This window comes from Chromobacterium sp. Panama (genome assembly GCF_003052555.1).
In the GTDB taxonomy this organism is placed as follows: Bacteria; Pseudomonadota; Gammaproteobacteria; order Burkholderiales; family Chromobacteriaceae; genus Chromobacterium.
In genome coordinates this window covers 2352406-2366384 of the sequence record NZ_QARX01000001.1, presented here as the reverse complement: position 1 = coordinate 2366384, position 13979 = coordinate 2352406, and the positions used below count along the sequence as shown (strand labels likewise).

The 13979-nt window shown below is 65.7% G+C and carries 12 protein-coding genes; 10 read left to right on the top strand and 2 right to left on the bottom strand.

Annotated elements, in window-relative coordinates:
- Nucleotide 1: 1 nt before the first annotated feature.
- Nucleotides 2-1375, bottom strand: a complete 1374-nt coding sequence (gene trkA / locus DB032_RS10585; protein WP_107801804.1) for a Trk system potassium transporter TrkA — start codon at nt 1373-1375, stop codon at nt 2-4.
- Nucleotides 1376-1558: 183 nt separating this feature from the next.
- Here trkA and DB032_RS10580 point away from each other — a divergent pair, with 183 nt between their 5' ends.
- From DB032_RS10580 to DB032_RS10550, 7 genes are all read left to right on the top strand, one after another.
- Entirely contained in the window at nt 1559-2290 is a 732-nt protein-coding gene (locus DB032_RS10580; RefSeq protein WP_107799452.1) for a glutathione peroxidase, read from the top strand.
- Nucleotides 2291-2438: 148 nt separating this feature from the next.
- Nucleotides 2439-3833, top strand: a complete 1395-nt coding sequence (locus DB032_RS10575) for a dihydrolipoyl dehydrogenase (RefSeq protein ID WP_107799451.1) — start codon at nt 2439-2441, stop codon at nt 3831-3833.
- A gap of 515 nt (nt 3834-4348) precedes the next feature.
- A complete protein-coding gene (locus DB032_RS10570; protein WP_158274283.1) occupies nt 4349-5080 on the top strand; it encodes a DUF1120 domain-containing protein in 732 nt (243 codons plus the stop codon).
- 135 nt (nt 5081-5215) lie between these two features.
- Nucleotides 5216-5944 (top strand): fimbria/pilus chaperone family protein, encoded by a 729-nt coding sequence (locus tag DB032_RS10565; RefSeq protein ID WP_199225873.1) that lies wholly within the window; start codon nt 5216-5218, stop codon nt 5942-5944.
- Nucleotides 5945-5959: 15 nt separating this feature from the next.
- Nucleotides 5960-6631 (top strand): DUF1120 domain-containing protein, encoded by a 672-nt coding sequence (locus DB032_RS10560; RefSeq protein WP_107799449.1) that lies wholly within the window; start codon nt 5960-5962, stop codon nt 6629-6631.
- Nucleotides 6632-6664: 33 nt separating this feature from the next.
- Nucleotides 6665-9142, top strand: a complete 2478-nt coding sequence (locus tag DB032_RS10555; RefSeq protein ID WP_107799448.1) for a fimbria/pilus outer membrane usher protein — start codon at nt 6665-6667, stop codon at nt 9140-9142.
- The gene (locus DB032_RS10550; RefSeq protein ID WP_107799447.1) at nt 9139-9696 is read left to right on the top strand and encodes a hypothetical protein; all 558 of its coding nucleotides are present in this window, start codon (nt 9139-9141) and stop codon (nt 9694-9696) included. Before DB032_RS10555 ends, DB032_RS10550 begins: the two co-directional genes overlap by 4 nt.
- 10 nt (nt 9697-9706) lie before the next feature.
- Here DB032_RS10550 and DB032_RS10545 read toward each other — a convergent pair whose 3' ends face one another.
- Entirely contained in the window at nt 9707-11014 is a 1308-nt protein-coding gene (locus tag DB032_RS10545; RefSeq protein WP_107799446.1) for an MFS transporter, read from the bottom strand.
- 99 nt (nt 11015-11113) lie between these two features.
- On the opposite strand from DB032_RS10545, the gene DB032_RS10540 reads away from it, so the two are divergent.
- From DB032_RS10540 to DB032_RS10530, 3 genes are read left to right on the top strand one after another with little or no spacing between them, the layout of a single operon-like run.
- Nucleotides 11114-12496 (top strand): DUF3404 domain-containing protein, encoded by a 1383-nt coding sequence (locus tag DB032_RS10540; RefSeq protein WP_107799445.1) that lies wholly within the window; start codon nt 11114-11116, stop codon nt 12494-12496.
- Nucleotides 12493-13137, top strand: coding sequence for a response regulator transcription factor (locus DB032_RS10535; protein ID WP_107799444.1), 645 nt, complete (start codon nt 12493-12495; stop codon nt 13135-13137). Before DB032_RS10540 ends, DB032_RS10535 begins: the two co-directional genes overlap by 4 nt.
- Nucleotides 13137-13913 carry a DUF2861 family protein gene (locus DB032_RS10530; RefSeq protein ID WP_107799443.1) on the top strand — a complete coding sequence of 259 codons (777 nt, stop codon included), beginning with the start codon at nt 13137-13139 and terminating at the stop codon, nt 13911-13913. The genes DB032_RS10535 and DB032_RS10530 overlap by 1 nt, the downstream gene beginning before the upstream one ends.
- The last annotated feature ends 66 nt before the right edge of the window (nt 13914-13979 follow it).

The following is a 13979-nucleotide window of genomic DNA, read 5'->3' as shown; positions in this document are numbered from 1 at the left end:
GTCACAGAAAGCCCAGTTTGACCTGAATGAGTTTTTCCACCTGGCGGATCACCCGGCGGCGCGACAGGAAGATGATCAGATGGTCGCCGTTTTCCACCGTCAGATCGTGATGCGCCATCAGCACCTGTTCGCCGCGGATGGCTGCGACGATGTGGCTGCCGTGCGGCATGTCGATCTGCTCGATGCGGCGGCCGGTCAGCCGCGATTGCTGCGCGTCGCCGTGGATGATGACTTCCATCGCCTCCGACGCGCCGCGGCGCAGCGGATGCACCGCCTCCACGTCGCCCTGGCGGATATGGGCCAGGATGGAGCCTATGGTGGACAGGTGGGGCGAAATCACGATGTCGATGCGGTGGCCTTCCAGCAGGTCCACATAGCTGGTGCGGTTGACCAGGGCCACCACCCGGCGCGCGCCCATGCGCTTGGCCAGCAGCGTGGACATGATGTTGTCCTCGTCGTCGTTGGTCAGCGCGCAGAACACGTCCATCTCGTCCACGTTCTCGGCGTCCAGCAGCTCTTCGTCGGTGGCCTCGCCGCGCAGCACCAGCGCGTGTTCCAGCCGTTCCGCCAGCCATTGCGCGCGTTCCGGCCGCGCTTCTATCACTTTGACGCTGAAATCGTTCTCCAGCAGTTTGGCCAGCCGGTAGCCGATATTGCCGCCGCCGGCGATCATGATGCGCCGCAAGGGCCGCTCGCTGAAGCGCAGCTCCTTGAGCATGGCCTGCACGTGCTCGCGCGCGGCGACGAAGAAGACCTCGTCGCCTTCCTCCAGCACGGTGTCGCCGTCCGGCACCAAAAGCGTGTCCCGGCGGTGGACGGCGCAGACGCGGCAATCCGCGTCCGGCATGTGTTCGCGTATATGGCGCAGCGGCATGCCCAGCAGCTTGCCGCCGGAGTGGGCGCGGGACACCACCAGTTGCAGCTTGCCGTCGGCGAAGTCCAGCACTTGCAGCGCGCCGGGGTAGGCGAACAACTGATAGATGTGGTCGGTGACGATCTGTTCCGGACAGATGGCGGATTCGATGCCGAAGTGGGCGAGCGGATCGCCGTGCTCGGATTCCAGGTAGTCGCTGGAGCGGATGCGGGCGATGCGGGTGGGGATGTTGAAACAGGCTTCGGCCATTTTGCAGGCCACCAGATTGGTTTCGTCGTCGCGGGTCAGCGCCAGCACCATGTCGCTGTCCGCCGCGCCGGCATCGGCCAGCACCTGAGGATGGGCGGCGTTGCCGGCCACGGTGCGGATGTCCAGCCTGTCCTGCAGCTGTTTGAGCCGCGCGGCGTTTTGATCCACCACCGTGATGTCGTTGTTTTCCGAAAGCAGGTTTTCCGCCACATTGGCGCCGACCTGTCCGCCGCCGAGAATCAGAATCTTCACCGCGTTGGCCTGATTGTTGGTTTGTTTATGCAATTTTAACGGTTAGCGCGGCCGCTTGCTTGTCGATTAAAAAAGCAAATCAGCAGCCTTGCCACAATCAATTAGACGAATTTGCTCTCAGCTATCAGAATGCATCCATCGATTTATTAAACCTGTCAGTCAATCCAAACAAGGAGTCTCGCCATGTTGCAAAACCGTGAAGGCCAACGCGTACCGAATGTCACTTTCCGTGTTCGTGACAACAACGAGTGGAAAGATGTCAGCACCGCCGAACTGTTCGACGGCAAAACCGTAGCGGTGTTTTCGCTGCCGGGCGCGTTCACCCCCACATGTTCCTCCACCCACCTGCCGCGCTTCAACGAGCTGGCGCCGGCCTTCTTCGCCAACGGCGTGGACGCCATCCTCTGCGTATCGGTCAACGACACCTTCGTGATGAACGAATGGGCCAAGGATCAGGAAGCGCAGAACCTGGTAATGATCCCGGACGGCAACGGCGATTTCACCGCGGGCATGGGCATGCTGGTGGACAAGCAGGACCTGGGCTTCGGCAAGCGCAGCTGGCGCTACTCCATGCTGGTGAAGGACGGCGTGGTGGACAAGATGTTCATCGAGCCGCAAGAGCCGGGCGATCCGTTCAAGGTGTCCGACGCCGACACTCTGCTGGACTACGTCAATCCCAGCGCCAAGAAGCCGGACCAAGTGGTGGTGTTCTCCAAGACGGGTTGCCCGCATTGCGCGCGCGCCAAGGCGGTGCTGAGCGAAAACGGCTACGACTTCGTCGAAGTGCCGCTGGACAACAAGGTGCGCGGCAAGGTGCTGGGCGCCGTGGCCGGCAAGATGACCGCGCCGCAGGTGTTCATCAACGGCCAACTGATCGGCTCCGCCGACGAAGTGGAAAAGTACTTCTCCAAATAAGCCTCAACCGTGTTCGTCCCCGGTGGCTCGGGCCCTGATGCCACCGGAGTTGTTGCGGGCCGGATGCTCCGTCCGGCCCTTTTTTTACCGGGATACGAGACGGCATGCCCAGCGTGCCGTGCCGTATCCCGATACCGAAAGGAATGAAATGCATACCTTGAACATCGATGTCGCCGTGATCGGCGCCGGCACCGCCGGCCTCGCAGCCTACCGCGCCGCCAAGGCTCGCGGCGCCAGCGCCGTGGTGATTGAAGGCGGTCCTTACGGCACCACTTGCGCCCGTGTCGGCTGCATGCCGTCCAAGCTGCTGATCGCCGCCGCCGAGGCCGCGCACGAACTGCGTCACAGCGCGCCTTTCGGCGTACATGTGGATGGGGACGTGCGCATCGACGGCCGCGAGGTGATGGACCGCGTCAAGCGCGAGCGCGACCGTTTCGTCGGCTTCGTGCTCAAGGGCGTGGAAAGCATTCCGCCGCAAGACCGGCTGCGCGGCTACGCGCGCTTCATCGACAACACCACCTTGCAAGTGGACGAGCACACGCTGGTGCAGGCGCGCCGCGTGGTGATCGCCACCGGTTCCTCGCCTTTGATCCCGCCGCCGTTCCAGGTATTCGGTGATAGATTGATCATCAACGACGATGTGTTCGATTGGGACACGCTGCCGGACAGCGTGGCGGTGTTCGGCCCCGGCGTCATCGGTCTGGAACTGGGGCAGGCGCTGTCCCGCCTGGGCGTCAAGGTTCGCGTGTTCGGCCGCGGCGGCGGCGTCGGCCCGCTGTCGGACCCCGCTGTGCGCGACTACGCCAGCCGGGCGCTGGGCCGGGAGTTCTATCTGGACCCGGACGCCAAGGTGCTGGAAATGGGCCTGGTCGACGACAAGGCGCAAATCCGCTACGTCAATCTGGACGGCGAAGAAGTCTGCGAGCGTTTCGATTACGTGTTGGCCGCCACCGGTCGGGCGCCCAATGTGCGCGGTCTGGCGCTGGAAAACGCCGGCCTGGAACTGGACGCGGGCGGCGTGCCCAAGTTCGATCCGCGGACGCTGCAGTGCGGGAATTCGCCAATTTTCATCGCCGGCGACGCCAACAACATCCTGCCGCTTTTGCACGAGGCCGCCGACGAAGGCAAGACCGCCGGCGACAATGCCGCGCAGTATCCGGCGGTACAGCCCGGCCTGCGCCGCTCCAGCATCGCCGTGGTGTTTTCCGATCCGCAGATGATGATGGTGGGCAGCCGCTTCGCCGATTTGCCGGCGGATGGCTTCGTGGCGGGCGAGGTCAGTTTTGAAGACCAGGGCCGCAGCCGGGTGATGGGCGTCAACCAGGGTCTGCTGCATGTATACGCCGAGCGCGGCAGCGGCCGCTTCCTGGGGGCGGAAATGATAGGTCCGCGCGCCGAGAACCTGGCTCACCTGCTGGCCTGGAGCCATCAGCAAGGCCTGACCGTTGCCCAGATGCTGGAGATGCCCTTCTATCACCCGGTGATAGAGGAAGGCTTGCGCACCGCGCTGCGGGACGCCGCCGCCAAGCTGGCGCAAGACTGAGTCTTGCCGGCGGCATTCCCAAGCGGGATGTCGCCGTTTTTCCGCCCGTCCATGGTCCCCGCCATGGCGGGCTTTTTTGCGTCTGTCTAAGACCCGCTAACCAAACCCCTGATCCTGTGTTGCGCCTCCTTGTCGTACGGCTGGCGCTGCCTGCGTCGGCGCGCCTTGGCTCAGCTACGCTGCGCGGCTTGTTAGCGGCTCTAAGTGGAAGGCCATGAGGGAAATCCTCAACAACTCTAAATATTAATATATTAATTATTTAGATTTATTGATTTTTTTGAAGTGATGTGACTGAGGTTTGTTGTGCATTTTATGTTTGTGAATATTGAAATGGAATTGGTGTGCTTGTCGTTTTTTTAGGAAAAATCCTATTGTGACTGTTCTCGCGAAAAAGCAAGATGGCCTCGCCGCGAATCAATAGCGGGTGCCGCCGGAATGGGCGGCTGTCTTGCAAGAAAACATCGTCAAATACGAATGGTTTGATTGCGAACTTTCATCTAATTGGAGGTTTAATCATGAAGAAGCAGAATATGATTTTGGTGGTGGCCACGGTTTTTGCCGGAGCCGCTCAATGGGCTTCGGCAAATAGCGCGGATTTGCTGATTACCGGCAAATTGGTGCCGCCCGCGTGCACGCCGGCTTTGAGCGGCGGCGCGGTGATTGATTATGGCGATATCCCGGTCTCCAATCTGAGCAGTAGCGCCGCGTACACGCTGGAAGATCGTGATGTCAGCCTGACGGTAACCTGCCAGGAGGATACCGCGCTGGGCATACGCATCACCGATGCCCGCGCGGAGAGCAAACCCTTGCTGGGAGGCGAAATTCCGCAACCGGTCAAGCATTCTCAGTCCAATCTTATTGTTGCTACCAACAATAACCAAACCATGGGTTTGGGAAATGACGGAGCAGCGGGCAAGCTTGGCGTGTGGTGGATGACTATTGATAAAACCAAGCTGAAAGCAACCAATAGCCAATCCGAAGAAGTAAGCGAGCCCAAATTGTTGTACTCGGCCAATAATGGTACGAGTTGGGCGGAAACTCCCGCTGCACCGCTGGATCCGCATTTTGCCGGAGCCGGAGTAGGAGCTTTCGCGATCAAGAGAATTGGGTCATTTAGTCCTGCAGTGGCTTCCATTCACGAGTTTCCCATGGTGGTGGGGGCGGCATTGAATACCAAGGGGCGCTTGAGCGTGAAGGACGACACTAAGCTGGATGGTAAGGGTACTTTCACTATTTATTACCAGTGATTGGGTTGCGCGAGTCGGCGCTGAATAAGTCTTGAGTCAGCGTGCTTGAATACGGGCCGGCGGCATGCTTGCTGGCCCGGTTGATACGGTTTGACGCGGTGAATCAACGCCGTCCTTGATGGAAAAGAGTTTCATATGATGCATGCGCTGAATGTGTTCGCCGTTGCGGTCCGCGGCGGCGCTATGGCCGGCGCCTTGGCGCTGGCCCTGCTGCCCGCGGCGGCCTGGTCCGCCGGCGTGGTGCCGGAAACCTCGCTGGTGGTGGTAGAGGAAGGCGACGGCGAGGGCGTGATCAACGTCAAGAATACCGACGCCCACGCCAGCCTGATGTATGTCCGGCTGGAAAACCTGCCCGAGGACCCGGAGCAGCTATTGCTGGCGACGCCGCCGATTTCCCGGGTGGAAGGCGGGGAGAAACAACTGGTCCGCTTTTTGTTGAAATCGCCGCAGCCGCTGCGGACTGAGCGGCTGATGCGGGCGTCCTTCGAGGGCATTCCCGCGGTATCCGCCGATAAGGGGCATCGCATTCAGATGACTTTCAATCAGAACCTGCCGGTACTGATCCGTCCCAAAGGCCTGCCGCGCGAGCGGGAGCCGTGGGTCAAGCTGCAGTGGGACCTGACGGAAGACGGCCGGGTGGAGGTCAAAAACGACAGTCCTTACGTGGTGCGCCTGTCCACGCACAAGGTGGAGTTGCAGCCCGGACGGCAAGGGCTGGAGCTGCCCAAGGCCTATATCCTGCCCGGCGAGCGCTTGCAGCTGGCGTCGACCGGCCAGACGCCCTTGGACGCCACTCACGTCAAGCTGTGGCCGGCGACCAGCTACGGCTATGCGGTGGACTCCTTTACCGCGACCTTGAACTGAGCGGCCTAGCCCGTGATGAAATATCGCCAAGCAATCGCCGCCGCGCTATGCGCATCCATGCCGGTGCTGGCGGCGAACGCGCCATTCGCACTGACGGCCGAGGTGGTGCCGCCCAGCTGCACGCCCGGCTTTTCCCATAACGGCGTGGTCGATTACGGCCTCATCCCCTGGTCGGCCTTGAATCCAGGCGCGACGCTGCTGGGCGAGCGGGAGATCAGCTTGCATGTGCAGTGCGATCAGCCGGCGCTGGTGGGTTTGAGCATACGGGACAACCGCGGCGACAGCCGCGCCGGCATCGCCGCCATGGCCGGGCTTCAGACGACGGGGGCCGCATCGCCGTCGCTGCCGGCGGAGGCGGAGCAGACTCTGGGCCTGGGCCGGGACAGCCGCAAGCAAGCGCTGGGCTATTGGTGGCTGAGCCTGATCGAGGCTCATGCGGACGAGCGTCCGGCGACGCTGATGCGCAGCGCCGGCCGGCAGGAAGGCTGGTTGCAGGCCGGCGGCGAACCGCTAAACCTGCGTTACGGCTATGCCTTGGGCTCGCCGCAGCGCCAGGCGCTGCAGCCGGCCGGCACCCACGTGTTCAAGCTGCGCATCGGCGCGGCGCTCAGGGGGCGGCAGGCGCTCAGCGCGCGCGAACCGGTGCGCTTGGACGGCCACGCCACTGTCACGGTCTTCTATCCCTGACGTCTCCATCCATCCAATCTTGGGTCCTGTTAGATGAAGTGTTCAATTGAATGGCTGCTCAGACCCATTCCGCTAGTGCTGTGGCTGGCCGGGGCGTTCCCGACGGCGTCGCTGGCGGAGACCGGGGCGCGCGACGTGCCCGGCGAGGGCGTGCAGTTTGACCTGGGCGTGTTGAAGGCGAGCGGCATCGATCCCGGCGTGGCGGAGTACTTCAGCCTGGGCGCGCGCTTTGCGCCGGGCAGGAATCGGGTGTCCTTATTCGTCAACGGCGCCGGTCGCGGCGGCGCCGAGGTGAGCATAGACGAGGGCGGCCGCCTGTGCGTCGACGACGGATTCTGGACGGCAGCCGGCTTGCTGCCCGCGGACGGCCAACCGCCGGCGGAGGCCGGCTGCCGCGAGCTGACGGCTTTTTATCCGCAGGCGGTGGTCAAGCTGCGGCCGGAGCTGGCGCGGGTGGACATCCTGGCGCCCAGCGGCGCCTTGCAGCGCGAGCAGGAGCCACTGGGCGGCTACGACAGCGGCGGCACGGCCGGCCTGTTCAATTACGAGGTGTTGGCCATGCGCAGCAGCGGAGGTGGGCGGAGCCAGCAGTATCTGCAAGGTTTCACGGAAATCGGCTTCAATTGGCGGGACTGGATGGTGCGCAGCCGGCAAAGCTTCGCGCGCAACGAGGCGAGCAATCGTTTCCAGTATCTGTACAGCTATGCGCAGAAGACCCTGGTGGACAGCAAGGCCATCCTGCAAGTGGGCGAGTTGTCGCTGAACAACCCTCTGTTTGCCGGCGTGAATTTCTCCGGCGCGCAGTGGCTGCCGCAAGGGGCCTTGCTGCCGCGCGGCAATCGGCCGCAGGTCAGGGGCATCGCCCAGAGCGAGGCCCGGGTGGAGGTGAGGCAGGCCGGCGCTTTGGTGTACAGCACGCTGGTGCCGCCCGGCGCTTTCGAATTGAACGATGTGCCCATCCTGTCGGCGGGCTTCGATCTGAATGTCACTGTCACCGAAAGCGATGGCGGCCAGCACGCCTTCACCGTGCCGGCGGCGGCGTTTTTCGCCAGCCCGGGCGGCGACGTCGAGGGCTTTAATATGGCGGCGGGCAAGATGCGCCAGTTTGGCGGCCAGGACGGCGACACGCCGTGGCTGTTTTCCGGCAGCCGCAGCTGGCGGCTGGGCCGGGAGCTGGACCTCAGCCTGGGCGGCCTGTGGTCCGAACGCTTTCATTCCGTCGGCGGGGCCTTGTCTTATCTGTTGAGCCCCGGGCTGGTGGCCGGCATGCGCGCGGTGGCCTCCCGCGACGGCGAGGCGGGGCGGAGCGGCGCGCAATACAGCGCGTCCTTGAGCGCGAGCTGGGGCGAGCGCCTGTCCGGCGCGCTGAACCTGAGCCGGCAGAGCGCCCACTTCCGCACGCTGTCGGATTACGCGGCTCGTCAACAAGAGGCGCCGGCCGCGCTGACGCAGTACGGCCTGTCCCTGTCCTACCACCATGAATTCATGGGCGCGTTCAGCCTGGGCGCGACCCGCTCGCATCACGGCGGCGACGCCTCGCAGCGCTTGAACGGCGGCTGGTCGCGGCGGATGTGGGGCGCCAATGTCTCTTTGAACGTGGGCCGAGATTTGAGTCGGGGCGCGGGCGCGCATCGCAATCAGTTTTACTTGAACGTGGATCTGCCGCTGGAGCGGGCCAGCCTGAGCGCGTATCTGCAACGCTATGGCCAAAGCCAAACTTTGGGGACCAGCTACCGCGAAGTTGTCAGCGACAGCTTGAATTACGGCGTGGCGGTGGATCGCGACGCGGACCGGAACAGCACCGGCTTCAACGGCAATCTGCACTGGATTCCGCGTTACGCCCAGCTGGGCCTGGGCATGAGCCAGCGCGGCGGCGCGCAGTCGTACAACGCCAGCCTGCGCGGCGGCGCGCTGCTGCATGAGGGCGGACTGACCTTCTCTCCCTATCCGCTGCGCGACAGCGTCGGGGTGCTGTCGGTGGGCGGCTTGCCCGGCGTGAAGTTCAGCACGCCCAGCGGCCCGGTGTGGAGCGATGGCGACGGCCACGCGGTATTGGCCAATCTGAACGCTTACGCCGATACCCGAGTGGAACTGCAGACGCCTAGCCTGCCGCGGAATGCGGACGTGGCGAACGGCTTGAAAGTGGTGCGCGCCGGGCATGGCTCGGTCAGCCGGGCGGAGTTCTCGGTGCTCAAGACCCAGCGCTTGCTGATCCAGATCGCGGCGGAGGACGGCGAGGCCTTGGCGTCCGGCCTGAGTGTGGTGGATGGGGAAGGGCGTTTCATCACGCTCACCGGGAGCGGGGGCGAGGTGTTTCTGGATCAGGCGACCGCGCGGAACGGGCTGTATGTGGAGTCTCCGCCAAGGCGGCGCTGTCGCTTGGACTATGTCTTGCCGGACGAGGACGCTTCCGCCTTGTACCAAACCGTCAGGGCGCGCTGCGCGCCGGGTTCGCTGCTTGAAGCGGACGCATCGGAGCGCGGCGTCGGAGATCGAGGAGTTGAGGGATGAGCATGGGGAAATGGGTTTTGATGGCGCTGACGGCCTTGAGCGCCGGCGCGGCGGCCGAGGAAGGGCCGTGCGCGTTGAGCTTGAGCACGCCCAATCTGGACTATGGCGTGCTGCCCTTGGCCGCCTTGCGAGAGGGCTTCGGCCGGGGCGCGCCGGGGGGCGGCCTAGAGGCGCGTACCTTGAGTTTGCAGGCCGTTTGCGAAGAGCCCCGGGCTTTGGCCCTGCGTTTCAACGGCCCGGCGGCGGACGCGGCCTCGTTCCGCTTCGGGCCTCAGGGCGCGGCGCGCCTGATCTTGCGCGCGGCGACGCTGGATGGCCGCGACGCCTATTTCCGCGTGGAGGGGGAGAGCGGCGGCGAGCGCCTGCGCTCAGCCCCGCTACGCCCCGGCCAACTGGTGCGGGTGTATCCGGACAGCGGCGGCGGGACGGGGCGGGCCTTGCGCTTGGAGCTGGAAGTCCAGCCGCTCTTGCCGGCCGGCGCGGCGCATGCCCGCGAGCGGGAGCGCTGGCGGATGGACGGCGTGTTCGAACTGCAGGCCTCCGCCGCGGAATGAAGCGCCGGCCTCAGTCGCGCAGCGCGCGCAGCCAGTCCAGCCGTTGCCGCCAGATCACCGGCGCGGCGCTGAGCAGGTGCAGGGTGGCCAGGATGTTGAGCGCGGCGGTGGCCAGCAGCAGGATGGCGATGCTGTCGTAAAGCTTCAGCGCCAGCGCGCTGCCGATGGCGGCGGCCACCATGTAGAAGCCGTTGGCGATATTGTTGGCGGCCACGGCCTGAGAGCGGAAATCGTCCGGGCTGGCGGTTTGCAGCCAGGTGTACAGCGGCACGGTGAAGAAGCCGCCGAAGAAGCCCAGCAGCGCCACGTCGACCATATTGCGCCAGCTGCCGGCGCGGGCCAGGTAATCGGCGAGACCGATCAGCTCGCCGCGGTAGTGCGGCAGCGCGGACAGCGCCAGATCGCCGCCGAACAGCGTCATGCCGACGCTGCCCACCAGCACCATGCCCAATTGCAGTTTGCCTTGCGACAGCTTGGCGCACACCACCGAACCCAGGCCGATGCCGATGGAGAACAAGGCCAGCAGCAGGGTGTAGACGGCGGCGTCCCCGCCCAGATGCAGGCGGGTGAAGGTGGGCAGCTGGGTGGTGTAGACCGCGCCCATCAGCCAGAACCAGGAAATGCCGAGGATGGCGCAGCGCACGTCGCGGAGGCGCCAGGCGTCGCGCATCAGCAGCACGGAGTCTTTGAGGAAGTTGAAGGACAGTTTCAGCTGCGGCGCGCCGGGCCGGGCCGGCGGCATCTCGCGGCTGGCGCCGTAACCCAGCACGGCGGTGGCCAGCAAGGTGGCGGTGATCAGCAGCGGGCCGCCGGTGGTCAGCATGCTGCCGCCGATCTGGCCGATCAGGATGGCGAGAAAAGTGCCCATCTCGATCAGGCCGTTGCCGCCCACCAGTTCTTGTTCTTTCAGATATTGCGGCAGCACCGAGTATTTGAGCGGGCCGAAAAAGGCGGAGTGGGCGCCCATCAGGAACAGCGCGGAAAGCAAGAGGCCGGCGGAGTGCAGGAAGAAGCCGGTTCCGGCCAGCAGCATGATGGCGATCTCGGCCAGCTTGATCCAGCGGGCGATGGCGGCCTTGTCGTAGCGCTCCGACAATTTGCCGGCGGTGGCGGAAAACAGGAAAAAGGGCAGGATGAACACGCCGGCGGCCAGATTGACCAGTTGTTCCGGCGGCAGCCCGGCCAGGCTGAGTCCGTGAAAGCTGATCAGCACCACGATGGCGGTTTTCAGCAGATTGTCGTTGAAGGCGCCCAGGAACTGGGTGCCGAACAGCGGGAAGAAGCGCCGGGTGGCGAAGAAGGAAAAGCCTGCTTTCACGGGGATGCCGATCTTGTGTCATGAGCCGGAAACGCATGCTAGCGGATTCGCGCCGGCCTGTCAGCCGAGTGGCGGCGGGTTTTCCGTATAATGCGGCGCATGAAGCTACGTCTGTGTTGTTGCCTATTGATCTGCCACGCGGCCTGGGCCGGCGAGCTGTCGTCGCGGCTGGACGCCGCCTTGGCCGAATCGCGGCCGGCGCGGTCTTTGGCGCTGACGCGGATTCAGTCGCTGGACGAGGGGCTGATCGCGCCGGCGTCGTTGCAGCCGGCCTGGTCCCGCTACAGCCTGCGCGCCTTGCGGCAGCTGGAGGCGCACGAGCGTCGCTGCGAGGGGGATCTGTCTGCCCTGCCGGCGCTATGGCGGGATTTCGAACGTCGGCGCTGCGCGGACGGACGTCTGCCGGACGACTGGCTGCGCCTGCATCCGGTTCATCCCTTGGGCGGCAGCAGCGCCGCGCACTGGCGGCAGGGCCGGCCGCGGGCGGCGGTGGCGGACTGGCTGCATGTGCGCGAACGCGACGACGATCTGGGGCTGTTGGGCGGGCTGTCGGACGACAATCTGGACGCCTTGCTGGCCGGCGCGCGTTGGCTGTGGCAGGACGGCGCGCTGTGGCGGCTGCGGGACGGCCAATGGCGGCTGTACCCGGCCGCCGCCTGGCGGGAACGGGCGGAAGCGGCCGGGGTCAGGGTGTCCGCGGCCGGCGCGGGCGTCTGCGCGGAGCGCCAGGACGGACTGTGCTTGAACCCGACGCCGGCGCCGGCCTGGCCCTGGCGGGCTTTACTGGCGGGCCTCGCCGGGCTGGCGCTGGCCGCCGGCGGCTGGCTGGCCTGGCAGCGGCGGCGCCTGGAACGGGAGCGGCGTTTCGCCTTGCAGATGCTCACTCATGAATTGCGCACCCCCATCGCCGGCCTGGCCGGCGTGGTGGAGGGGCTGCGCCGGGATTTCGACCGCCTGCCGGATTCCGCTCAAGATCAGTTCGGACATTTGGCCGGCGGCGTCAGCCGCCTGCGTCAGTTGGCCGAAGCCAGTCGCCATTACTTGTCCGCCGAACGCCTGGACGAAGGGCGGCAAGCGGTGCGGCTGGCGGAATGGCTGGACGCGATCACGGAGCGGCATCAGGCCGCGTTTTGTCTGAATGAGGACGCGACTGTGCTGTTGCCGGCCTATTGGCTGGGCTTGTGCCTGGACAATTTGCTGGCCAACGCGCGCCGGCATGGCCGGCCGCCCTGGCGCGTGCTGGCGGATTGGGACGGCCGCAATTTGACGCTGACGGTGTGTGACGGCGGCCGCCTGAGGGATTATCGGCTGCGCCGACTGGCGCGGCGCGACGGCGGCGGCGAGGGCATGGGGCTGGGCCTGGCCATCGTCCGACGGGTGCTGAAGCGGCTGGGCGGCCGGTTGAGCCTGTCCGGGCCGCCCACGCGCTTTAGCTTGCAACTGCCCGTCAAGCGGGCGCCGCGACAGGATTCCCCGCGATGAACACTTTGCTCTTGATTGAAGACGACGCAACGCTGGGCGACGGCCTGAGCCGCTTTCTGGAGGATGCGGGTTATCGCTGCCTGTGGCTGCGGCGGGCGGAGGACGCGGCCGCGCAGTGGCTGCGCGCCGATCTGGTCATCCTGGACCGCAGCCTGCCGGACGGCGACAGCCTGCGGCATTTGCCCGGCTGGCTGGCGCAGAAAGCCTTGCCGGTGATCGTGCTGACGGCGCGGGTAGAGGTGGGCGACCGGGTGGCCGGGCTGGAGGCGGGCGCGCGCGACTATCTGAGCAAGCCTTTCGCCCATGCCGAGTTGCTGGCGCGGATTCGCGCCCAGTTGCGGCCTTTGGGCGACGGCAGCCTGAGCCTGGGGGCCTTGAGCCTGCAGCCGGCCAGGCAATCGGCGAACTGGCAAGGACGGGAGGTGGCGTTGACGCGCACCGAGTTCGAACTGCTGGCGTTGTTGGCGCGCATGGCCGGACGAGTGATGAGCCGCGACGAATTGCTGAATCAGGTCTGGGGCTACGACAGCTTTCCGTCCACGCGCACCGTGGACACTCACATCCTGCAACTGCGGCAGAAGCTGCCCGGCATCGCCATCGAAACCGTGCGCGGCGTCGGCTACCGTTTGGAGAAGAACTGATGCTGCGCGCATGGTGTTTGTGGCTGGCGCTGGCCGCGCCGGCCGTCGCGGATCCGCTGGCGGCCTTGAACCGCGCCTTGCTGGGCGCGGACGACGCGGCCGCCTGGCAGGCGCTGTCCGAAAGCTGGCCGGCCTTGCGCAGCCAGGCGCAGCGGCAAGCCTGGGCGCAGGCCTTGGCGGCGCTGAGCGCGGAGCACTGCGGCAAGGACGTGCCGCTGACGCTGCCGGCCTGGCTGCCGCAGCTGACGCTGGAGCTGTCGCAGCGTGACATGCCGCTGGCGCGCGCCTACCGGGTGGTGCTGAGCGGCCGCGGCGCGCTGGAGGACGCCCGGCTATTGGACGCTCAGGGGCATGACCTGCTGCGCGGCGGCTTGCTGGAGCGGGAAGACGGCCAAGGCTTCCGCCTGGAAAGCGCGGACCTGAGCCGGCCGCTGGCGGCGGGCGCTTACCGCTTGCAGCTCAGCGCCGTCGGCCGGCAATGGCAGGCCGAGCTGGCCTTGCCTGAGGTGGCCAATCTGGATTGGCTGTCGCGCAGCCCGCTGGCGGTGTCGCGCTTGCCGCCGCCGCGCGCGGCCTGCGCCCAGCCCTGGCTGGAGCAGTCGCTGTTGCGTCGCAGCGACTACGGCTTTGTCTGGTGGCGGCGGCGCGAGCTGGGCGAGGCGCTGCGCTGGCCGCCCGGCCGGGGCGAGTTATGGCAGAGCGTGGCCCTGGTGCGCGTCGAGGCGCGCGGCCAATTGGTGTTGAGGCTGGCGCACCGTCAGGTGGGGCCGCGCTGAAATCCTGACATTGGCCTGACAATCGGGGCGGCCTTTGCCTTTTTAATCTCTCCGTCTTGATTCCCA

Coding starts and splice junctions, on each gene's coding strand:
- DB032_RS10580 (WP_107799452.1), top strand. CDS start 1,559: ATGTTGCAAAACCGTGAAGGCCAACGCGTACCGAATGTCACTTTCCGT.
- DB032_RS10575 (WP_107799451.1), top strand. CDS start 2,439: ATGCATACCTTGAACATCGATGTCGCCGTGATCGGCGCCGGCACCGCC.
- DB032_RS10570 (WP_158274283.1), top strand. CDS start 4,349: ATGAAGAAGCAGAATATGATTTTGGTGGTGGCCACGGTTTTTGCCGGA.
- DB032_RS10565 (WP_199225873.1), top strand. CDS start 5,216: ATGATGCATGCGCTGAATGTGTTCGCCGTTGCGGTCCGCGGCGGCGCT.
- DB032_RS10560 (WP_107799449.1), top strand. CDS start 5,960: ATGAAATATCGCCAAGCAATCGCCGCCGCGCTATGCGCATCCATGCCG.
- DB032_RS10555 (WP_107799448.1), top strand. CDS start 6,665: ATGAAGTGTTCAATTGAATGGCTGCTCAGACCCATTCCGCTAGTGCTG.
- DB032_RS10550 (WP_107799447.1), top strand. CDS start 9,139: ATGAGCATGGGGAAATGGGTTTTGATGGCGCTGACGGCCTTGAGCGCC.
- DB032_RS10540 (WP_107799445.1), top strand. CDS start 11,114: ATGAAGCTACGTCTGTGTTGTTGCCTATTGATCTGCCACGCGGCCTGG.
- DB032_RS10535 (WP_107799444.1), top strand. CDS start 12,493: ATGAACACTTTGCTCTTGATTGAAGACGACGCAACGCTGGGCGACGGC.
- DB032_RS10530 (WP_107799443.1), top strand. CDS start 13,137: ATGCTGCGCGCATGGTGTTTGTGGCTGGCGCTGGCCGCGCCGGCCGTC.